Origin of the sequence: Micromonospora chokoriensis (assembly GCF_000718555.1) — a bacterium.
GTDB classification, from domain to species: Bacteria; Actinomycetota; Actinomycetes; order Mycobacteriales; family Micromonosporaceae; genus Micromonospora; species Micromonospora chokoriensis_B.
Map to the genome: position 1 here is coordinate 281,558 of NZ_JOAN01000004.1, position 21,080 is coordinate 302,637.

Here is a 21,080-nt window from a genome sequence, read left to right on the forward strand (position 1 = left end):
GCGGGCCGGGGGGTCAGGCTGGGACGCGGGCTACGGCGAAGACGGACTGGCCGAACGGTGGGAGGATGAGCTGCTCGGCGGCCTTGGTGGCGGGCAGGACGACGGTGTCGTACACCTTGACCATCGGGCCCTCCTTCGGCATCAGCCGGAAGACCTTGGTGGCCATGAAGTAGCCGATCAACCCGAGCGCGTTGGCGTAGTGGATCTTTTCGACGGTCAGGCCGGCCTCGGTCATCGCCGCCGCGAGTGTCTTCTTGGTGTAGCGGCGGACGTGCCCGGTGGCGATGTCGGCCGGGCCCATCGCGAACTGGAACGCCGGCACGATGATGATCACGGCGCCGCCGGGTCGGACCAGGTCGCGCATGCTGCTCAACGCGCCCACGTGGTCCTCGATGTGCTCCAGGACGTTGTACGAGACGGCGGCGCTGTGATCACCCCGGTCGTGGTGCGGCAGCAGCATCTGCCGGACCTCGATGTTCGGACGGTCGGCGAGGCGCTCCTTGAGCTGCACCAGCCGGTCCGGGTCAGCCTCGGTGGCGGTGAACCGGGGCAGCCGCTCGGACCATTCCAGTGCGTAGTCACCGAGACCGCTGCCGATCTCGATTGGGTCGTCGCCGAGGTACGGCACGGCCAGTTCGATAAACCAGCGACGGTGGTTGACAGCGGTTGCCAGGCCTTCCAGCACCTCGGACTGCACGCGCTGATCCCCAGTGATTTCTGCCATGCGTCGATTCCTCACGATATGAACTCGACCCGTGCCTGGACCGACAGAGTGAATCATCCGCTGGGACGGCAGAAGAATCGGGGCAGCGGGGTGGCCGAATTGTGGTCGGGGGGTGGGTTCGTGATCGGCGGTCGGCGAACCCGGCACATAGTACGGCAGTACCCCGAAACATGTCACGGCGGCGTCATACGCTGACTACCCTATGAATTGTCATGACTACTCCTGAACCGGACGTGCCCAGCGGCAGCGGCGACCCGGCCACCGCGTCGTCGGTGGAGGGGGCCTCCGGTGTCGCTCGGCCGCCTCGCAGAGGGAAGTGGGCCGATCTGGCTGCTGTGCTGAGCTTCGGGCTGCTCGGCTTCTGGGTTACCGGTCGACTCTGGCTGAACCCGGGCAGCGGTGTGCGGGACAACCAGTCCGACCAGTCGCAGTTCGAATGGATGATGGCCCACGGTGCGCGGGTCGTCACGCACTTTGCGTATCCGTTCCATTCCAATCAGATGAACGTCCCCGACGGCGTGAATCTGATGGCCAATACGTCCGTATTATCCATTTCATTGCCAATGACGCCGGTCACCCTGCTGCTCGGGCCGCGGGCGTCATTCCTGGTCTTTCTCACCGTCGGCATGATTGCCACTGCCACGGCCTGGTACTTCCTGCTCTCCCGGGTCCTGATCGGCAGCCGTGGGCCGGCATGGCTCGGTGCCGGCTTCTGCGCGTTCGCGCCGGCCATGGTGTCGCACGCCAATGGGCACCCGAACATCGTGTCGCAATTCGTCGTCCCGTTGATCATCTGGCGCACGCTGCGACTCGGCGAGCCAGGGCGCTGGCTGCGCAACGGGCTCCTCCTCGCGCTCGTCATCGTCTGGCAGGCATTCCTCAACCTGGAGATCCTCCTGATGACCGCGATCGGGCTCGGCGTGATCGTCGGCGTGCTCGCCGTCGGCCGCGCGGATCTGCGGTCACGGGCCCGCCCCTTCCTCGCCGGTCTGGCCGTCGCCGCAGTGATCGCCGGGCTGCTGCTGGCGTACCCGCTGTATGTCCAGTTCTTCGGGCCGGGCGCGTACTCCGGGCTGTCCAGCCTGATCCGCGGCTACTCCAGCGACCTGGCCTCGTTCGTCGCGTACTCCCGCGAATCGCTCGCCGGTAGCGCGCGCACCGCCGCGGGGCTGGCCAAGAACCCGACCGAGGAGAACAGCTTCTTCGGCTGGGCGCTGCTGGTGTTGGTGTTCGCCCTGGTCTGGTGGCTGCGCCGCTCGATCGTGGTGCTCGCGCTGGCCGGGCTGGGGTTGCTCTTCGCGGTGCTCTCGCTGGGCCGGGAGGTCCGTTTCGACAACCGGGGTACGGGTGTGCCGGGGCCCTGGGCCGCGCTGGAGAACCTGCCCATCCTGCACTCGGTGGTGCCGACGCGCTGGGCGCTGGCGATCACCCCGATCATCGGGCTGCTGCTCGCCTACGGCGCGGAACGTGCCCGCGAACTGGCCGGCTCGCACCCGGCCGCCCGGGGGCAGGTCCGCTTCGTCACCGCGACAGTGCTCACGATGGCCCTGTTGCCGATCGTCCCCACCCCGCTGCCCGTGGCCCGCCTCAGCCCGGTGCCCACCTTCGTGACCAGTGGGGCCTGGCGTCCATACGTGGCTGGTGGTCGCAGTGTGGTGACCCTGCCGCTGCCGGACAGCAACTACGCGGAGCCGCTGCGGTGGGCGGCGGCGACCCGACTGGACATGCCGCTGGCCCGTGGTTACTTCCTCGGTCCGGACACCCGCCCGAACGCCGACCCGCCGAAGGTCGCGCTGTTCGGTGCGACGCCCCGCCCCACCAGCAGCTTCTTCGCCACCATTCGGCGCACCGGGGCGGTGCCGCCGATCACCCCGCAGAGCCGGGTCAAAGCGGTCGACGACCTGCGTTTCTGGCGGGCCGGGGTGGTCATCCTCGGGCCGCACGAGCACGAGGCGGCGCTGCGCCGGGGGATGACCGAGCTGACCGGGATCCAACCGGTCTTCACCGGCGGAGTGTGGGTTTGGGACGTCCGGCCGTTGACCGACTGAGTGGGGCGGGCCCTAACGGACGCAGCAGCCCTGGCAGACCTTTGGTCGGGGGAGGGTGAAGGCGAGGCAGCAGGTGCGCCGCTGCACGGTCGGCTCACCGGTCGGCCCCGGCACCAGCTCGATCAGGTCGGCCAGGCCGAGCGCGCCGAGCAGGGTGTCGATGCTCTGCACCGTGGAGCCGGGCAGACCGTCCGCAGCCCGCAGGATGCCGTGCGCGATGCCGGAGGCGACCGAGCCGAGCAGCGTTCGGGCACCCACCCGAACCTCCGACTGGATCGCCGTGATGAGCGGCGTCAGGTGGGCATCGAGCAGTGACGTGCGCAGTGCGGCCAGCAGCTCCGCCTCGTCGGCGACGACCCGGACCTCCGGCAGACCGGCGAGCGCCAGGGGATCGTTCGGTAGCACCGCCACGGTGGTGCCCCGGCGCAGGCCCATGGTGAGCAGCTGCCGGTGGTCCTCGAAGTGGATCAGCACGTCGGCCGGATCGAGCAGCGGCACCCGCCGGGCGGAGGCCCAGCCGAGCACAACCGGCAGCGCGGTCCAGTAGCTGTACGACTTCCAGGCCAGCGCGGCGCAGGCGTGCGGGGTGCCGCCCCAGCGGACCGCGGCGCCGTTCAGCAGCTCCGGCAGCCGGCTGCCGTCGATCAGAGTGGTGGCGGGCGCCCAGCCGAACTCGTCGTCGACCAGCAGGCCCCGGGCGAGCCCGGGGAGGTCGTCGGTGCCGAACATGGCCCGGAGCGCTGCGGTGACGGGGGCGAGCGGCGTGGCGACAGCCTCGCGCCTCGGCATCACCGCTGTCACCTGGGCATCCCCCGTCTGTGTGGCCGAGGAGTCTGCCCCGGCGGACGACGAACGTCGTCCTGAGCTAAGGCTAGCCTAACCACACGCCTGGGTCTAAGGGAAGCCTCACCTTGGTCGGATAGAGGCCCAGGTCACCCGGCTTCTCGGCGGGAGCAGCGCTCCGTGCTCCGCGTACTACCCGGCGTTAGTGCGGGGAAACGCCGTCGCAGGATCGATGGCTGCCGGTGGACTGTCAAGCGGTGTGTCGAAAAGATGCCAGATGCGTGTGCGCTCGGGCGCAGAACGTGAAACTTATATCCCCCGGCCCCGAGGAAGCTCATGACGCCCTCACCCCTCGAACGGGCTGCCGACTTCTTCGCGGCCGAGATAGCCCGACATCGGACCGGGCGCGGGCTGTCCAAGAAACAACTGGCCGTCCTGATGGGGTTCGACCCGTCCTACGTGAGCCACGTCGAGGGGCGCCGACACCGCCCAACCGAGGACTTCGCCCGCCGCGCGGAGGCCGTCCTGGAGGCCAGCGGCGCGATCTGGCAGCGCTTCCGGGAGTACGACGACCTGCGGCACGCCCGGGTGGGTCAGCCGAACCTGTCCAGACAGTGGCTGCCACCCAGCACCGGCCTGGTCGTGGAACGGGAACTGGCCACCCTCACCCACGCCGACGACGGCTACCGGTGCGTCATCCGCCGTGAGTTGTACAACGCCGGCACCGAACCGGTCATCCGCTACCTGGTCCGGGTCGCCGTCGACCGCTACCCGAACGACCCCGGCCGCTCCAATCGGCACCACCGCGAGCACCCCCTCACCTTCGCCGAGCTGCAGATACAGGCCCGTCGAGACGACGCAGGTGGCGACCCGGAGCCGATGCACTGGCGAGCGAAACACGATCGGGACGCGTTCAAGGAGATCTGGCTGCTCTTCGAGAACGGCGAGCGGCGCTTCCCGCTCTACCCGGGTGACCGGGCCACCATCGAGTACACGTACAGCGTCGGGCACGAAAAGTGGGGCCCCTGGTTCCAGCGGGCCGTCCGGCTGCCCACCCGGCAACTCGCCGTACGACTGGACCTGCCCGCGGCTCTCGACCCGCAGGTCTGGGGCGTAGAGACCTCGCTCAGCGCGGAGGAGGGCCCGCTGCGGACGGCGCCGCAGCGCCACGACGAGGGTGACCGGGCGATCTACGACTGGCAGACCGACGACCCGCCACTGAACGCCCGCTACCGGATGCAGTGGCGTTTCCGCACCCGCCCGGACACCGAACCAGACAACGGCTCCGGCGGTACCCGGGTCCGACCCAGCGACCGGATGCGCGGCCTCGGCGTCGTGCAACGCGGGGCCGACCTGCTCCGCCAGCGCGTCCGCCCGTTCGACCTGCCCGGTGAGGAACAGGTCGCCCGGGACGTGGTCGACCGGCTCACCATGGCCCTGGCCCGGCTCGACGAGTTGCACCCGTTCAGCAAGGGGGTGGGTGTCGCCGCCCCACAGTTCGGCATCGACCGCGCGGCGGCCGTGGTGCGGCCCCCCGACCGGTCAGCGGAGCCGCTCGTGCTGCTCAACCCCCGGGTGGTCGACGCCGCCCCGGACACCGACGAGCAGTACGAAGGCTGCCTCTCCTTCTTTGACCACCGAGGTCTGGTGCCCCGGCCGCTGCGACTGGACGTGGAGCACGCCCAGTGGGACGGCAGCCGGCTCATCACCTCGTTCGAGTTCGGCATGGCCCGGCTGGTCGCACACGAGATCGACCACCTGGAGGGCCGGCTCTACGTCGACCGGATGGCACCCGGCGTGCCACTGGTGCCGGTCGAGGAATACCGCGAGACCGGGCACCCCTGGCGCTACTGACCAACGAGGGGCCGGTGCGCGTGCCCCAGGGGGCAGGGGCACGCGCACCGGTGTGGGGGGAGGAACGTCTAGAGGTCACCGAAGGTGTCGTAGCGGATGTGCGGCGGCGGCACCTCGTCCGCGGCGAGTACCCGCAGGGTCGACCGGACCATCCGGGCCGAGCCGGAGACGAAGCAGTCATGGGTGGTCCAGGGGCCGTACCGGGCCACCACGTCCGCGATGTCGCCCTGCTCGCCGTCGAAGTCCGGGTCCTCGCTGCACGCCGGGGTGACCGACAACCACGGGTGTACGGCCACCAGCTCCTGCAACCCCTCCAGGGCGTACAGGTCCGCCGCCTGCCGGGCCCCGTAGAAGACGTGCACCCACCGGGTCCGGTTGTAGCTGGCCAACTCCTCCACCAGCGCCTTGACCGGTGCCAGGCCGACGCCGCCGGCCACGCAGAGGATGTCCCGTTCCGAGGCGCGGTCCAGGGTCATCGACCCCATCGGCGCCGCCAGGCGGAGCAGGTCACCCGGCCGCACCCGACGCACCAGCGCGCCGGACACCCAGCCAGCGCCCGGAGACCGCACGTGGAACTCCAGCACGTTGTCGTCGTTCGGGGCGTTCGCCACCGAGTAGTTGCGCCACACCCGGGGGTGGTAGCGCGGCACCTCCAGGCTCACGTACTGCCCCGCCTGCCAGCGCAGCGGATGCTGCAACGCCCGGCAGGTCAGCACGGCCGTGTCCGGGCCGTGCCGCTCATGGGTCAGCACCTCGGCGTGCCAGAACGGCGGGTCGTCGTCGGAGGCGGCACCGGCCACCATCAGGGCGGCGATCGCCGCGTACGCCTCCCGCCACGCCTGGTCGTACTCCAGGTTCCAGCCGTCGCCGGCGGTGCTGCGCAGCGCGTCGAGCAGTGCGACGCCCATCGTGGCGTAGTGCTTCTCGTCGACGTGGTACTTCCGGTGGTCCCGGCCCAGCGCCCGGAGGAACTCGTCGAAGCTCTCCGGGTCGTCGACCGTGTGGATCGCCGTGATGATCGCTTCGAGTAGCCGGTCACCCTGGCCGGTCATCTGCACCGGGAAGAGCTGCCGCAGGGCGGGGTCGAGCAGGAACAGCCGAGCGTAGAAGTGACCGCTCAGCCGGACCCGCTCATCCTCGACCAGGGTCCAGCTCTCCTTCAGCAACCGCGCGAGGTTGTCCACGGGGGCTCCTTCTCCAGACGGCAGCGGATTGGGCGTCCATAGAATCTCCACGGAGCGTGTCGACTGGTCGCACAGAATGTGCGATCGGCTCATGCTGGCCGGTCGGCCGTGTCCCGGGTGCCACCCGTCGGGCAGAGTGGTGCGGTGACCGTTGAGCTGACCCGCCCGGTGTCCCGCCGACTACTGGGCACCGAGACGCTGCTGGTCCTGGGCCTCTCGCTCGGCCAGTCCGCTGTCTACGCGGTGGTCTCGATCATCGCGAAGCTGACCGCCGACGGTCCGCTCTCCAAGCAGACCGCCTCGCTGAACACCTCGGCCTCGGCCCGACCCTGGCTGGACCTCACGTACCAACTGCTCGGCATCGTGTTCGCGCTGCTGCCGGTGCTGCTCGCCGTACACCTGCTCAGCCGTGACCCCGGCGACCCGGCGCGGACTCTCGGCCTGGACGCCCGGCGGCCCGGCCAGGACCTGGCGCGCGGGGCCGGCCTGGCCGCGCTGATCGGCCTTCCCGGGCTGGCGCTGTTCTGGGCGGCGGCCCACCTGGGCCTCAACGCCACGCTGGTGCCGGCCGCGCTGCCGTCGGTCTGGTGGGCGGTCCCGGTGCTGATCCTCGCCGCCGTGCAGAACGCCGTCCTGGAGGAGGTGATCGTGGTCGGCTACCTGGTCACCCGGCTGCGCCAACTCCAGTGGCGGGTCGCCGCGATCATCGCGGCCAGCGCGCTGCTGCGCGGCTCGTACCACCTCTACCAGGGCTTCGGCGCATTCGTCGGCAACGCGATCATGGGCGTCATCTTCAGCTTCTTCTACCTGCGCACCCGACGGGTGATGCCACTGGTCATCGCGCACACCCTGCTCGACGTGTTCGCCTTCGTCGGCTACGCGCTGCTGCCCCGAGAGTGGTTCGACTGGCTCTGACCGGTCAGCGCGCGCCGGGTCGGTAGACGGCCACCGCTCGGGCCGCGAGCCGATCGGCCGCCGCCGCGTCACCCAACGCCGCCGCGAGCACCGCCGCCCCCGGCAGCAACCGGGCCACCAGCCGCAACGCCACCCAACCGCCGGCCTGCGCGGTGAGCGGCGCGGCCAGACGCCACGCGGCCTCCGCCGCCCGCGGCCACGCCCCCTCGACCGGCTCCCCTGCCGCCTCCGCGGCTGCCAGGGCCACCGCCGCGCTCGCCCGATCCGGGTGCACCTGGGTCAGCACCAGCAGGTCGACGGCTCGATCGGGATGCGTCGGATCCTTGCCGTACGCGGCGGCCAGGTGCAGCACCAACTCCGAATGCGTCCACAGCACCGCGGCCAACTCGGCCAGCGGCGCGAAGAAACCAGCCAGCGCAGCGGTCGCCCCGCCCGCCCCCGCCGCGCGGACGAACCGCCGGGTCGCCAACCGGGCCAGGCCGTCCGCCGACGCGTCCGGATACCGGGCACGCAACCGCGTGGCCCAGGTGGCCGCGCCGGGCCCGAGCGTCCGCACCGCAGCCAGAGCCAACAGCTCCGGCGCGAAGCCCGGGTGGTCGAGCACGCGCGCGGCGACCGCGCGCAGCTCCAATTCCTGGGTACGCCCCAGAGTGGCCGCAGCCTGCGGTACGACGGGTGCCGTCTGTTGCTCGGTGGCTTCTGTCTGCGGCTCGGCGGTTGTCGTCTGTTGCTCGGCGGTTGTCGTCTGCGGCTCGGCCACGGGCTCGGGGGCGGGCCTTGTCGGCGTGGTGCTCTTGCGCGGGGTGGCCGCGCGCTTGGTGGGGCTCGCGGCTCTGGTGGGGCCTGCGGCCTCGGTTGGGGTCGCAGCCTTGGGTCCGGTGGCCTTGGTCGGGTCTGCGGCGCTGGTGGGGCTCGTGGCGCGCTTGCTGGACCTCGGTGTGGTCGGGATCACCTCGGCGGACGTCCCGGCTGCCTTCCGGGGGGCAGCCTTGCGAACGGGGGTGCTCCGGGCCTTCGGCGGCTCTGGGTGCGGGCTCGCGTCGCTGATCATGTCGGCCGGTGCGCTCAAGGGCTGCCTTGGCAGCGGGCGGTCTGGCTCCGGCGGCTGGAAGAGCACCGTTGGGGCGGCCTTGGCCCGTCGAGGGCGTTGGCTCGCCGGCGGTGCTGCCGGAGCAGCGGGCTCCACCGTCTCGGTGGGCTCCTCGGCCACGGTCGGCGGCCTGAAGGTGGCCCGTGGGGAGCGTTGACGCGCTCTTTCCGCAGGCTCTCGACGGGTCGACTCGCTGGGCGGCTGCTCCTGCATATCGATGGAGCGTAGTCCCGATCACGCCGCCGCACAGCGTGGAAACACGGGGGCGAACCGACCTGGTTGGCGTACCCCCGGAAGTCGTTTTGCTCCCGGTGGGTGATGGCCTGTATCCTCGGGCGCGGTGGTCCGAGGATCACCAAGGGAGACTTCGCCTAGTCTGGTCTATGGCGCCGCACTGCTAATGCGGTTGGGGTCTTAAAGCCCCTCCCGGGTTCGAATCCCGGAGTCTCCGCGCGAAAGCCGGGTGTGTACACTGGCTGAGCACAAGCGCCCGTAGCTCAATGGATAGAGCATCTGACTACGGATCAGAAGGTTAGGGGTTCGAGTCCCTTCGGGCGCACCAGATCGAGAGGGCCTGACCTGCGGAAACGCAGGTCAGGCCCTCTCGCTGTGTGACCGGAGGGTGGACGCTCGTTGTCACGCCGGCGTCACGTCCGCTCCACTACCCTCCGCAGTTGCCTGGTGATCGTCATGGTGCCGAGCCGGGGTCTCGCCGGAGTTCAGCCAACAAGCTTCTGGCACAGGCGCCCGAAAGGTCATCAGAGGTTGCGTTCGTCCCACAACCTCAGCGCTGTCCGTCCTCGACCTGGACAGGGCACCTCAAGGCGCAACGGCGCCGGGGCCGTGCCTCACCGCCGACTCCGATGCAGGCCCTAACCGTTGCTGCAGTGCACCTGAGAACCGTTGTTCTGCAGGTAATCGTCCCAGACCCAGCCGTACCTGTCCGTCGCCGTTCGCAGGTAGGTCCAGGTTCCAGTTTGTCCAATTACGAAGCAGTGGTAGTCAACCAGGTTGGCGGTCGTGGCAGTTCCGATAACGTCGCAAGACCAGTCCGGCCCATTGCGAAGAGAAACGCTTCGCAGGAAATTCTTTCCGTAGGAGCTGTCGTCGACGTCCGGGCCACTGACACCACATGGCAATGCCATCGCCGGTGTCGAGTAGCCGACCACGGACAAGCCGACTGCCGTGACCGTTAGCGCCATGGCCTGAGCGATTCTACGCCGCATCACTTTCACCCTTCCAATTCGCAGACGAAGGTCAAGCGCCTACCGTGCAATACAGATCCATGCATGGGTGACGATAGCCCTAATCGAAATCGACGCCGGCAAAACGCTGGGTCGGCACAAGCTTGATGGCGTCGAGGCGGGCAGGTCAACCGCCGAACGTGTCCCGGACAGTTCGCTCTTGTTCGAGCAGGTGGAAGCCTTGACCAGGGCTCTGTTCGACGACTGTTCGGAGTTCCGGACAGAGCTGGCGATACTTCCTGGGTGGACGAGCGGTTGTGAGATTGGAATTGGAACTCTGCATGGGCGAAGAAATCGCCGACTACGACCAGGTAGTCGAGGGGTATATGCAGGTTCAGTCAGGCCGAGTCGTGATCATGAGCTGCACCGACTACGAGCCGGATGCTGCGAGGTTCCGCCGGGACCGGTTCGTGTCCGCGCAGCGAGTAGCAACATATTCTCGGCGCGAGATGAGTACGCGTGCGGATGGCAGGCACGGCCGGGGCGACCAGAATCTGGTCCCATGCGAACGCGAATAATGATCGCCCTGGCTGCGGTCGGCCTGGGTGGGCTGATGGCTACCACCGGTTGCTCGTACCGGGAGAGCATCTGCGCTAGCGGTGAGTATCCGGCGATTGCGGTGGGTGCGCAGGGCGGCAGCGCCTGCTTCCCGGACGGGCAGGAGCCGACCCCGCCGTACGTCCGCTACCCGGAGGGCAAGGTCCCGCAGCACGTCGACGACGAGTGGGACGTCTACTGGCGCAGCCACGGTATCGACGAGAACAACAACATCGTCGAGACCTGACGGCATCCGGTCCCGCCGCAGGTTCGATCTTCGCGACCGAACCTGTGCGGGACCGGATGCCCCTACTTCTACGAGCCGAGCCGACTGCCGAGCCGATCAGATGATCAGCCGAAGCAGTTGGGCACAGCGGGTGAGCTGGGTACGCAGTTGGTGGGCCGGTTGCCGGTGATTGCCGACTTCTGGTCCACGGTGACCTGGCCGCCATCGTTGAAGATTCCACCGGGCGCCAGGATGGAGATGTTGTCGGTGACCTTGGTTTCGGTGAGGGTGAGCGTGGCGTTGTTGTAGATGCCGCCGCCCTGCGAGCTTGAGCCGATGGCCCGGTTCCGGTCGACGTGGCTGCGCCGCAGTACGACGGTGCCGCTGCCGTTGTAGACGCCACCGCCGTGTTCGATGGTGCTGTTCGTGCTGGCGATGTTCTCGCTGATCCGGGTCTCCTCGGCCACGAACTGGCCGATCTGGTTGTAGACGCCGCCGCCGCGTTGGCCGGCTTCGTTGTGGTGGACCTTGCCGTGCTTGAGGTGGAAGACGCCGTCGGAGAAGATTCCGCCGCCCTCGCTGCCGGCCCGGTTGTCGTTGACTTCGATGTTCCTGGCCTCGGTGGTGGAGTTGATGCCGCCGCGGATGCCACCGCCGCGGAAGCCCGCGGTGTTGTTGTCCAGGTGGACCTTGTCGAGGACGGCCACGCTGCTGTTGGACAGCCCGCCACCCGCACCGCCGATGGGCGTGATGTTGAAGACCCCGATGGTGTTGTTGTAACTCAGTCGGGTGTTCTCCACGGTGAGGTTGCCGTTGTTGTGGATGCCTCCACCGTCGAACAGGGCGCTGTTGTTGCTGATGTTGCTGCCGCCGTCCCCGTGCCAGTCCTTGTCCTTGTCCTTGCCCTTGTCGCTCTTGCCGAGAATCCTCGTGACGCCGAAGTTGGCGATACCGCCCCCCGGGCCGTTGGTGTGGTTGTAGACCACGTTGGTGTTCTCGATGGTGGCCCTGCCGCCGATGTCGATCCGGATGCCACCCCCGCCGGCGCCGATCCCGCCATCGGCCTGGCCGCCCTTGATGGTGGCGTCGCGAAGCGTCAGGTCGCCGCCAGCCCCGACCTCCAGGATCCGGAACGGTGTGGCGTTGGCCGCGCGGACGATTGTGGATCCGTTTGCGTCGATCACGACGTGCTGGGTGATGATCGGCAGGCCGACCGCGCCGAAGGGCACCGGCGGCTGGGGTGCGGACCTGTTGAGCGTGTAGGTGCACTTCTCGGCGAGCCGGAGCTTCGCCCCGGAGTCGGCGTTCGCGCGGACGATCGCCGCGATCAGTTCGTCCGCGTTGCAGGGTACGGACCGGAAGTCGTCGCCCCGGTGGTCGTCGTCCTTCTTGTGGTCCTTGCCGTCGCGGCCGCCCGGGTCCTGGCCTCGGTGGTCGTCGCCGCTGTCCCGGCTGCCGTCGGCGAGGGCCTGCGTTCCGGCGTTCGACAGGCCGCTGCCGCTCACCCCCGTCGGCGTGAAGGCGGCCAGAGCTGCCACTCCGGTCAGGCCGGCCACCCCGGCGACCAGCCAGCGCGCCCGCCGCCTCTTCGGCCGGTGGGACTGATCTGCCGCAGCTTCGCCGATGTTCGGGTGTAGATAGTTGGACATCGAGCTACCTAGCCCTTCTCCGTACACCATGTCTCCGCACGTCACACTCGGTGCAGAAGGCAACAAATCGGATATTGTCACCAAGGGTGAACGTAGTCGAGCGATCCTCACATCAAACGGCCTTATGCGAAAAAAGCCTACATTCGGCGTACGGGTCACTGGCGTCCCGGCGGCACCCTCAGCCCCATCCGCAGCGCCAGCTTCGTGTGGGCTGGCGCTTGACGTGGGCCAGATTGGCGACAAGAATTTACAGGAATCGCTGTTAACGTTAACAAACCCGTCCCAGTGCTGCGACGGCATCGTCATGCCGATCTGGCGGTACCGACGGCCTGACTCCTCGGTCAGCACTACCACTGCAGGGGAGAAATCTATGCGTACGAGGGCAAGATGGCTCGCGGCGACCGCCGCTCTCGGTGTGGTCCTCGCCGGGGTGTTGACCTCGACCGGCCCGGCCAACGCGGAATCCAACGGCGGGGTGCGGGTGATGCCTCTCGGTGACTCCATCACCGAGGGCACCCAGGTGCCGGGCGGCTACCGCATTGGGCTCTGGCAGCGCCTCGTCAACGGTCGGTACACGGTGGACTTCGTCGGGTCGCAGTTCAACGGGCCAGCCAGCCTGGGTGACCACGACCACCAGGGGCATCCTGGCTGGCGCATCGACCAGATCGACGCGAACATCGTCGGCTGGCTGAACACCCAACGGCCGCAGACCGTCCTGCTGCACATCGGCACCAACGACATCCTGCAGAACTACAACGTGAGCACCGCGCCGAACCGGCTCTCCACCCTGATCGACCGGATCACCGCCACCGCTCCCACCGCGGAGGTGTTCGTCGCGCAGCTCATTCCGCTCTCCAACAGCAACCAGGAGACGGCCGTACGCACCTTCAACGCGGCGATCCCCGGCATCGTGCAGAGCAAGGTGAACGCCGGTAAGCGGGTCCGCCTGGTCGACATGCACAGCGCCCTCACCACCGCCGACCTGATCGACGGCATCCACCCCACGTCCGGCGGCTACGACAAGATGGCTGCCCGTTGGTACAGCGCGTTGCAGTCCGTGCCCGGCAGCATCGGCGACCCGGGCAGCGGCACCGGACAGACCAGCGCGATCGTGGGCGCCTTGTCCGGCCGCTGCGTCGACGTCCCCGGCTCGTCCACGACGAACGGCACCCAGGTGCACCTGTGGGACTGCCACGGCCGCACCAACCAGCAGTGGACCTACACGAGCAGCAAGACCCTGACCGTGTACGGCAACAAGTGCCTCGACGCCGCCGGCTACGGCACGACCCCGGGCACCCAGGTCACCATCTACGACTGCCACGGCGGAACGAACCAGCAGTGGAACGTCAACGCCAACGGCACCATCACCGGGGTGCAGTCCGGCCTCTGCCTGGACCCCTACAACGTGGGCACCGGTAACGGCACGAAGCTGGTTCTCTGGACCTGCACAGGCCAGACCAACCAGCAGTGGAGCCGCCGATAGCTCGTGCGCTCGCACCAGGTGGCCGGATCACGGATGATCCGGCCACCGTCGTCTGCTCAGTTGGTCTTCGTGACCGACGACGCGGTCACCGAGCCGTTCGCGTCGGTGTCGCCGGCCACGCTGACCTTGTCGCCAGCCTTGAAGCTCTTCAATTGGCCGGGGACCTGCACGGACGTGTCGCCGTTGGTGCGGATCGTGATCACCTCACCCGACTCTGTCTGCAGATAGACCGTGCTGCCGTCGACCAGCTTCACGGTGCCGGTGGTGTTGGCGCGCTGTGCTCTGCCCTGGGTGCCGCCGGCGACTGCGCCACCGCCCGGAAAGGCCGTGGGTGGGGTGAAGCCGCCCTGGCCCCGGAACCCGCCCGGTCCGGTAGCGGCACTCTGTGTGCCGAACTCCTTCTGCACCTCGATCCCGGCTACCACGCCGCCGACGAGGAGGAGCGCCGCAGCGAGGGCCATCGTCGTCTTGTTCCACCAGCGGCGGTTAGCCGCGGCAGCCAGCTCGACGTCGAGTGTGGATGCGGTCACAACGATCTCCCGGGATTACTCGTAGCGAAGGGCGTCAATGGGACGCAGGCCGGCTGCGCGGTGGGCGGGCACGCTGCCGAAGAAGAGCCCGATCGCGACCGACACGCACAGGGCGAGGGCGATCGAGCTGGGCACAATGACCGGCCGTACGCCGACGATTGTGAAGTTGCTGCCGATGAACGCGGCAGCGACGCCCAGCCCGCCGCCCAGCAGGCTCAACATCGTGGCCTCGGCCAGGAACTGGGTGAGGATTACCCGGCGTGGTGCGCCGAGGGCCTTGCGGATACCGATCTCGCGGGTGCGTTCGGTGACCGTGACGAGCATGATGTTGGTGATGCCGATGCCGCCCACCAGCAGGCTGATACCGGCGACGGCGCCGAGGAGAGTGGTGAACGTGTCGGCCGTCTCGGTCTGCGTCTGCAGCAGCTGAGAGGCGTTCTGGATGCGGTACGGCTGGGAGTTCGAGGCGGTGGATGCCGGGATTCGCTGGGACAGGATCAGGGAGACCTGTGACTGTGCGTCGGTCACCTTCTCCGGGCTCCGGGCCTCGACCACGATCGAGTTGAGCGGCCCGTAGCCGGTGAGTGCCTGCTGGACCGCGGTGAGTGGTGCGATCGCGACGTCGTTGGCGTCCATGAAGCCGGAGGCGCTGCTCTTCTCGTCCAGCACACCGATGACGGTGAACAGGGCCCCGTTGACGGTGACCTCCTTTCCGACCGCCTCGACGCCCGGGAACAACTCGTCGGCGACGGTCCGCCCGATCACCACGACCGGGCGGCCCTGCGCGACGTCGTCGGCGGTGAACGCCGCGCCGGTGCCGACCGGCGAGTTCGAGGCGGCGAAGTAGCTCGGGGAACTACCGACAAGTTGTTGCACGGAATGGTCGGTGCCCTGGTAGGTCAAGGTCGCCTGGGTGCTGGTGACGGGTGACACCGACGCGACGTCGGGTGCGAGGACCGGGTCGTCGAGCGCCTCGGCCAACGCCGGGGTGAGGACGCCACTGCCGCCGACGCCCTGCACGGTCAGGGTCTTGGTGCCCAGCGCCTCGATCCGGTCGGCGACCTGGCGGGCAGAGCCGTTGCCCACGGCGATCAGCAGGATCACGGCCGCGACGCCAATCAGGATGCCGAGCATGGTGAGACTGGAGCGGAGTTTGTTGGCGCCGATCCCGCGTACGGCGAAACGCAACACCTCGAAGGCGCTCATGCCGGCACCCGCTGCTGCCGTACGTCGGTGACGATCTGACCGTCGACGAGCCGGATCAGTCGGCTGGCGCGGGCGGCGACGTCCTCCTCGTGGGTGATCAGCAGGATGGTCCGGCCGGCGGCGTGCAGGTCGTCGAAGATGCCGAGGATGTCTTCGGTAGACCGGCTGTCGAGGTTGCCGGTCGGCTCGTCGGCCAGCACCAGGGCCGGCTCGGTGACCAGCGCCCGGGCCACCGCGACGCGCTGCTGCTGGCCACCGGAGAGCTGGTTGGGCTCGTGGTCGCCGCGCTTGGCGAGGCCGACCATGTCCAGCGCGTTGCGTGCCCGCCGGCGGCGCTCGCCTGCCTTGATTCCGGCGTACGCCAGGGGAAGCTCGACGTTGGCCACCGCGGACGTGCGGGGGATCAGGTTGAACGACTGGAAGACGAAGCCGATCCGGCGGTTGCGCACAAGTGCGAGTTGGCGATCGTTGAGCCGGCTCACGTCGACGCCGTCGAGCAGGTACTGACCTGCCGTCGGGATGTCGAGGCAGCCCAGGATGTTCATCAGGGTGGACTTGCCGGAGCCGGACGAACCCATGATCGCCAGGTACTCGCCCCGTGCGACGCTCAGTGACACTCCGCGCAGCGCGTGGACGGTGGCGGCGCCCTGGCCGTACACCTTGGTGACGGTGCGTACGTCGAGGACGGTCACCGGCCACCTCCGGGACGGCCGCCGCCGGGGACTCCGCCACCGCCGGGGAACCCTCCGCCGCCGGGGCCTGCCCCGCCGCCGGGGAAACCGCCGCCCGGCCGCGTCCCCTGGTTGGAGTCGCTCGGCATGGTGATCAGCACCTGCTCTCCGACGGCGAGCCCCGACTTGATCTCGGTCGTACTGTCGCCCTTGAGGCCGACTTCCACCGAGCGGACGACCCGTTGGCCGTTGTCCAACACGGTGACGGTGTGGCGGTTGCCCGCGCTGGTGACGGCCGCCGAGTTGACGTAGACGACCATGTCGGCCTGACCGACAGTGACCGATACGTTGACGCTTTGACCAGCGCGTACTCCCTCGGGCAGGTCGTCGAGGGTGAACGTGACCCCGTAGGTCACGACGCTGTTCTCCGTCGTCGCGTTGGGGTCGATGGCGGCGAGCTTGGCCGTCGACCGTGCGCTGGGTAGCGCGTTCCAGGTGACGGTGCCGGTCTGGCCGGACTTGAGCTTCGTGGCGTCCGCCTCGGCGACCGAGGCAGCGACTTCCAGCCGGCTCAGGTTGGCGATTTCGATGAAACTCGCGGACGACGACCCGGTCCCCGTGTCGCCGCTGCGGGCAGCGCCGCCCGGCGCGTTGCCACCGCTGCTCGAAGCGTTGCCGCCGCTGCTGGCGGTTCCGGAGGCCGACCCGCCGACCGTGCCGTTGACGGCGGTCACCGTGCCGGCCATCGGCGCCTTGAGCGTGGTGCCGGCGACGGCGTCCTCGGCCTCGTCGACGTTCAGTTTGGCCTCGTCGACCTGAGCCTCCGCCTCGGAGGTGTCGCTGTCGGCGTCCTGGGCTCGGTCGAGTGCGGCCTCGGCGGCGTCGAGGTTGCTCCGCGCGGCGGTGAGCTGTCGCTGCGAAGCCTTGTCGTCGACTGTCGCCAGGACCTGCCCCTTGGTCACCTTGTCGCCGACCTGCACCTTGATCGCGGTGACTGTGCCGGAGGTGCCGAACGTGGCACTCGCCGTCGAGGCGCTGCGTACGGTGCCCGAGGAGGAGACCGTCGCGGTGACCGTGCCCTGGGCTGCGGCGATTGTGCGGCTGCCGCCGGAGCCTGGCTCGGCGGCCTTCGCGGTGCTGAATGACGTGTACGCCCAGGTGGCCCCGCCGGCCACCGCCAAGGCGAGTACGAGGTTGACGAGCAGGGCTGGCGACGTCCGCAGTCGCGAGAACGACGGCCTACCCAGTCTCGGGAGGGTGTGGCGCATGCGCGACAGCTTGGCGGAGGCGGCTCGGAGTAAGCCCTGCGCTAGCTCAAAGCTGACTGGGAACCGGTCGGCAGCAGTACCCGGAACGAGGCTCCCTGGTCCGGGCTCGTCTCCAGCTCGACTCGGCCGCCGTGGCCGCTCACAATCGCCGCGACGATCGACAGGCCGAGCCCGGAGCCGCCATTGCTTCGCGCTCGGCTCGGATCGGCCCGGTAGAGCCGTTCGAAGACGCGTCCGGCGTGTTGCGGGGGTAGGCCCGGGCCGTCGTCGGCGACCTCGAGAACCGCGATCGGCGTACGACGTGGTGGCTCCTCGCCGACCATGGCGGCAATGTGTCGACGGGGCCGGTACGTCGCCAGCCGACCGACCCGAACGGTGATCTGCGCGTTCGGCGGCGTGTGTTGCAGCGCGTTGGCGACCAGATTCGTCGCGACCTGGCGGAGACCATGCTCGTCGCCGAGCACCGTCACCGGATCGAAGGCGGACTGGTCGCCGCCGAAGTTGGCCAACTGGACCCGACGGTCGGGGCGGCGGGCGTGGGCGTCGCGGATCGTGTCGGCGGCGATCGCCAGCAGGTCGACCGGCCGCCGCTGCGGCTCTCGCTGGCGGTCCAGCCGGGCCAGTAGCAGCATGTCTTCAACCAACAGCCCCATCCGGGCGGCCTCCGACTCGATGCGGGACATCGTCTCGTCCAGCAGCCGCCCGGGCGGAGCGCCGCCGCGCCGGTACAGCTCGGCGAAGCCGCGGATCGAGGTGAGCGGGGTGCGCAGCTCGTGCGACGCGTCCGCGACGAACTGCCGGAGCCGCTGCTCGGATGCGGTCCTGGCGGCGACTTCCGACTCGATCCGGTCGAGCATCGAGTTCAGTGCGATGCCCAGCCGGCCCGACTCGGTGTGCGGGTCGGCGTCGTCCACCCGGTGGGTCAGGTCGCCTGCGGTGATGGCGGTGGAGGTGCTCTCCATCCGGATCAGCGGGCGCAGGCCGATCCGGACTACCGCTGCGGCGACCAACGCGAGCAGGAACAACACCACGATCATTACGACCAGGTCGATGGCGAGCAGCAAGTCTGCCGTGGCCTCGACCTGGCGAAGCGAGATGGCGGGGACGGCTAGACCACCGTCGGGTTGGGTGACCACCGTGATCCGCCAACGGTCCCCACCATCGATGGATTCGACGGTGTACGGCCCGTCGTCGGCCTTGTCGCGTAATGCGGCGATCCCCTCCACCTCAGGTGGTGAGATCTCGTCGGGCGACGGGGACGGCAACTGGCGGCCAGTGGAGTCGAAGAACAGAACTGTGCGGTACAGGTCGAAGCGGCCACGGGGAAACGGATTGTCGCCGGTCTGATCGGGCGGCAACGGGCGGGCCGCGATGTGGCGCATCCCGGCGAGCTGGTTGTCGATCTGGTCGGTGAGGTATTGACGCAGCAGCACGATGCCAGCCGCGTTGGAGACGACCAGGGCGACCGCGCTCAGCGCGGCCACGGCGACGACGAGGCGGGACCGTAGCGTCCAGTGCCGCCACCTGGCCATTCTCATTCCCCCGGGGGCCGGCGCAGCGCGTAACCCACACCCCGGACCGTGTGGATCAACGGCGGTTCCCAGCGGTCGATCTTCTTCCGGAGGTAGTAGACGTACGACTCGACGATTCGACCGTCGCCACCGAAGTCGTAGTTCCAGACCCGGTCCAGGATCTGCGCCTTGCTCACCACCCGGCCCGCGTTGACCAGCAGATAGCGGAGCAGGTTGAACTCGGTGGGCGACAGATCGACCAGCCGGCCGCCGCGGCGTACCTCGTGCGCCTCCTCGTCGAGCTCGACATCGGCGTAGCGCAGGATGGCGGTGTCGCCGTCTGGCTCGATGCGGCTGCGGCGCAGGATCGCCCGGATGCGGAGGACGACCTCCTCCAGACTGAACGGCTTGGTGACGTAGTCGTCGGCACCGACGGTCAGGCCGGAGATGCGGTCCTCGACGGCGTCGCGTGCGGTCAGGAACAGCACCGGCACGTGCGGCCCCGGCCCGGAGCGCAGGCGCTGCGCGACCTGGAAGCCGTCGAGGTCGGGCATCATCACGTCGAGCACCACCAGGTCGGGCTCGAAGTCGACTGCGGCTGCCAACGCCTCGTGTCCGCCGCCGGCGACACGCACCTCGAACTCGATGAGCCGCAGCGTCGCCGACAGCAGGGCACAGATATTGGGTTCGTCGTCGACGACGAGCACTCGGGTCAACCGTTCAGCCACGTCATTCTTCTATCGGAGCTACCTCGGAGTCAGCTAGGACCAGCCTTTGCACCTGCTGTGACGATCTCGTCGCCTTCGATGAGCCCGCTGGTGATCTCCGTGTACTGGTCGCCGCGCAGCCCGACGCCGACGGCGCGGACCTGGTTACCGGTGGCCGTCCTGACCACGACCGTGCCATCGGCGCGTACCGCTGCCGACGGTGCCCGCAACACGCCGGCGATCTCGCCGGTCCGCACCCGGACGTTCGCGCTCTGACCCACGAGAAGCTCCGCCGGGACCTCCTCGAAAGCGAGTACGACGCCATAGCGCACCAGGTTCCCATCGGCGATGCCCACCGGGTCGATCCGCACGACCCGGGCGGCGAACTCCTCGTTCGGCCGATTGGCGAGCGTGACCGTCGCGTTCTGACCCAACTCCAGACGGCCCGCGTACGCCTCCGGAACATCAGCCGCCACCTGCATGCCCGCCACGTCGGAGAGGGTGACGAAGGTGCCTCCGGTGCCGACGTCGGCACCCACCGCGCCGGCCACCGTGAGCACCTTTCCGCCGATCGGCGCCTTGATCTTGGTGCCAGCAAGCTGGTCCTCCGCCTCGGCCAACGCGACCTCGGCACTTGTCACCCGCTGCTGCGCGGCTAACACAGGATCTCCGGCCCGCTGACCGGAACACCCGGCATCCCCGCCGCCGCCGGGCAGCTGACCGCCCGGTGCCTGACCGCCGCCTGGGTTCTGACCGCCGGGCGCCTGGCCACCGCCCGGGTTCTGGCCGCCGCCGGAGCGCGGCGGCTGGCTCGCGGGCGGTTGAACCGATCGCGTCGGCGTCGGCGATGGTTGGCCGCTCGGTGTCACCGACGGCGTCACCGAGGGCGACGGGGACGTGGAAGGCGACGGCGTCGCGCTGCCATTGACGATCAGAACAACCGGGACCGCCTGCCCGATTCGGGCGACGGGGCAGGTACCGGCCCTGGAGCCGGTCGTCTTCTCCGCCTCGTCGAGCGACCCCTCCGCGTCCTCAAGTGCCTGCCGCGTGTCCGCCACCCGTTCCTTGGCGTCGGTGGCGTCGATCTCGGCGAGCACCTGACCGGTCTTCACCTGATCACCGGGGCGTACGTTGACCGCCGTCACTTTGCCGTTGGCGGCGAAGCCGAGCGTGCGGGTCTGCGCGGGCTCAAGCGATCCGGTCGTCGCGACAGCCGTGACGACCTCGCCCCGGTCGATCCGCGCGGTGCTGGTGTTGCCTGACCGGGCCGGCTCTCCCTGGTGCGACGTCCACACGACCGCCGCGACGCCGAGCACGACCAGCGCGGCGAGACCGCACCCGGCGAGCCTGCCGTAGCCACGCCATCTTCTTCGGAGGAAGCCCATAAGCGGCGAGTATCGGTGGCTTACCTCGCAGATGGCTCAGCCGCAGCTCGGAGTTCCCTCAGAGT

At 69.1% G+C, this 21,080-nt stretch carries 17 protein-coding genes and 2 tRNA genes; 7 read left to right on the top strand and 12 right to left on the bottom strand.

The genetic code is table 11. From position 1 onward, the window contains the following. Window positions 1–13 precede the first annotated feature (13 nt). Window positions 14–724 (bottom strand): class I SAM-dependent methyltransferase, encoded by a 711-nt coding sequence (locus IF46_RS0108790; protein WP_030487795.1) that lies wholly within the window; start codon window positions 722–724, stop codon window positions 14–16. Window positions 725–936: 212 nt separating this feature from the next. On the opposite strand from IF46_RS0108790, the gene IF46_RS0108795 reads away from it, so the two are divergent. After that, window positions 937–2,772 carry a hypothetical protein gene (locus tag IF46_RS0108795; RefSeq protein WP_232233972.1) on the top strand — a complete coding sequence of 612 codons (1,836 nt, stop codon included), beginning with the start codon at window positions 937–939 and terminating at the stop codon, window positions 2,770–2,772. 12 nt (window positions 2,773–2,784) lie between these two features. Here the strand turns inward: IF46_RS0108795 and IF46_RS0108800 are convergent, their stop codons facing one another. After that, the gene (locus tag IF46_RS0108800) at window positions 2,785–3,561 is read right to left on the bottom strand and encodes an IucA/IucC family C-terminal-domain containing protein (protein WP_030487797.1); all 777 of its coding nucleotides are present in this window, start codon (window positions 3,559–3,561) and stop codon (window positions 2,785–2,787) included. Window positions 3,562–3,891: 330 nt separating this feature from the next. Here IF46_RS0108800 and IF46_RS0108805 point away from each other — a divergent pair, with 330 nt between their 5' ends. Continuing rightward, window positions 3,892–5,409, top strand: a complete 1,518-nt coding sequence (locus IF46_RS0108805; protein ID WP_030487798.1) for a peptide deformylase — start codon at window positions 3,892–3,894, stop codon at window positions 5,407–5,409. A 68-nt stretch (window positions 5,410–5,477) separates the two neighbouring features. Here the strand turns inward: IF46_RS0108805 and IF46_RS0108810 are convergent, their stop codons facing one another. Beyond that, on the bottom strand, window positions 5,478–6,593 hold the full coding sequence (locus IF46_RS0108810) for a globin domain-containing protein (RefSeq protein WP_030487799.1): 1,116 nt from the start codon (window positions 6,591–6,593) through the stop codon (window positions 5,478–5,480). Window positions 6,594–6,737: 144 nt separating this feature from the next. Between IF46_RS0108810 and IF46_RS0108815 the strand changes: the two genes are divergently transcribed. Beyond that, window positions 6,738–7,508 (top strand): CPBP family intramembrane glutamic endopeptidase, encoded by a 771-nt coding sequence (locus tag IF46_RS0108815; RefSeq protein ID WP_030487800.1) that lies wholly within the window; start codon window positions 6,738–6,740, stop codon window positions 7,506–7,508. A gap of 4 nt (window positions 7,509–7,512) precedes the next feature. On the opposite strand, the gene IF46_RS33670 is transcribed toward IF46_RS0108815, so the two are convergent. Further along, entirely contained in the window at window positions 7,513–8,718 is a 1,206-nt protein-coding gene (locus IF46_RS33670; protein WP_232233973.1) for a hypothetical protein, read from the bottom strand. Between the two features lie 240 nt (window positions 8,719–8,958). Here IF46_RS33670 and IF46_RS0108825 point away from each other — a divergent pair. The 3 genes from IF46_RS0108825 to IF46_RS0108835 all read left to right on the top strand — a co-directional run bounded on the left by IF46_RS0108825 (window position 8,959) and on the right by IF46_RS0108835 (window position 10,626). Then, window positions 8,959–9,049: transfer RNA gene (locus tag IF46_RS0108825), tRNA-Ser, on the top strand. A 35-nt stretch (window positions 9,050–9,084) separates the two neighbouring features. Next, a tRNA-Arg gene (locus tag IF46_RS0108830) sits at window positions 9,085–9,160 on the top strand. Between the two features lie 1,184 nt (window positions 9,161–10,344). Further along, window positions 10,345–10,626: an SCO0607 family lipoprotein gene (locus IF46_RS0108835; protein ID WP_030487802.1), complete on the top strand. Its 282-nt coding sequence runs from the start codon at window positions 10,345–10,347 to the stop codon at window positions 10,624–10,626. A 104-nt stretch (window positions 10,627–10,730) separates the two neighbouring features. Here IF46_RS0108835 and IF46_RS0108840 read toward each other — a convergent pair whose 3' ends face one another. Then, entirely contained in the window at window positions 10,731–12,254 is a 1,524-nt protein-coding gene (locus tag IF46_RS0108840; RefSeq protein WP_157562747.1) for a hypothetical protein, read from the bottom strand. Window positions 12,255–12,624: 370 nt separating this feature from the next. Here IF46_RS0108840 and IF46_RS0108845 point away from each other — a divergent pair, with 370 nt between their 5' ends. Further along, window positions 12,625–13,737 (top strand): ricin-type beta-trefoil lectin domain protein, encoded by a 1,113-nt coding sequence (locus tag IF46_RS0108845; RefSeq protein WP_030487804.1) that lies wholly within the window; start codon window positions 12,625–12,627, stop codon window positions 13,735–13,737. Between the two features lie 56 nt (window positions 13,738–13,793). Here the strand turns inward: IF46_RS0108845 and IF46_RS0108850 are convergent, their stop codons facing one another. Genes IF46_RS0108850 through IF46_RS0108880 form a run of 7 tightly spaced genes read right to left on the bottom strand, consistent with a single transcriptional unit; the run spans window position 13,794 to window position 21,015 of the window. After that, window positions 13,794–14,267: a hypothetical protein gene (locus tag IF46_RS0108850; protein ID WP_030487805.1), complete on the bottom strand. Its 474-nt coding sequence runs from the start codon at window positions 14,265–14,267 to the stop codon at window positions 13,794–13,796. 15 nt (window positions 14,268–14,282) lie between these two features. Then, window positions 14,283–15,473, bottom strand: a complete 1,191-nt coding sequence (locus IF46_RS0108855; protein WP_030487806.1) for an ABC transporter permease — start codon at window positions 15,471–15,473, stop codon at window positions 14,283–14,285. Beyond that, on the bottom strand, window positions 15,470–16,165 hold the full coding sequence (locus IF46_RS0108860; protein WP_030487807.1) for an ABC transporter ATP-binding protein: 696 nt from the start codon (window positions 16,163–16,165) through the stop codon (window positions 15,470–15,472). The genes IF46_RS0108855 and IF46_RS0108860 overlap by 4 nt, the downstream gene beginning before the upstream one ends. Continuing rightward, complete coding sequence (locus tag IF46_RS0108865) at window positions 16,162–17,412, bottom strand: efflux RND transporter periplasmic adaptor subunit (RefSeq protein ID WP_084597827.1); 1,251 nt, start codon at window positions 17,410–17,412, stop codon at window positions 16,162–16,164. Before IF46_RS0108865 ends, IF46_RS0108860 begins: the two co-directional genes overlap by 4 nt. Window positions 17,413–17,453: 41 nt before the next feature. Continuing rightward, entirely contained in the window at window positions 17,454–18,944 is a 1,491-nt protein-coding gene (locus IF46_RS0108870; protein ID WP_051723762.1) for a sensor histidine kinase, read from the bottom strand. Between the two features lie 2 nt (window positions 18,945–18,946). Beyond that, window positions 18,947–19,651, bottom strand: coding sequence for a response regulator transcription factor (locus IF46_RS0108875; RefSeq protein ID WP_030487810.1), 705 nt, complete (start codon window positions 19,649–19,651; stop codon window positions 18,947–18,949). Window positions 19,652–19,680: 29 nt separating this feature from the next. After that, complete coding sequence (locus IF46_RS0108880; protein WP_030487811.1) at window positions 19,681–21,015, bottom strand: efflux RND transporter periplasmic adaptor subunit; 1,335 nt, start codon at window positions 21,013–21,015, stop codon at window positions 19,681–19,683. Window positions 21,016–21,080 lie beyond the last annotated feature (65 nt).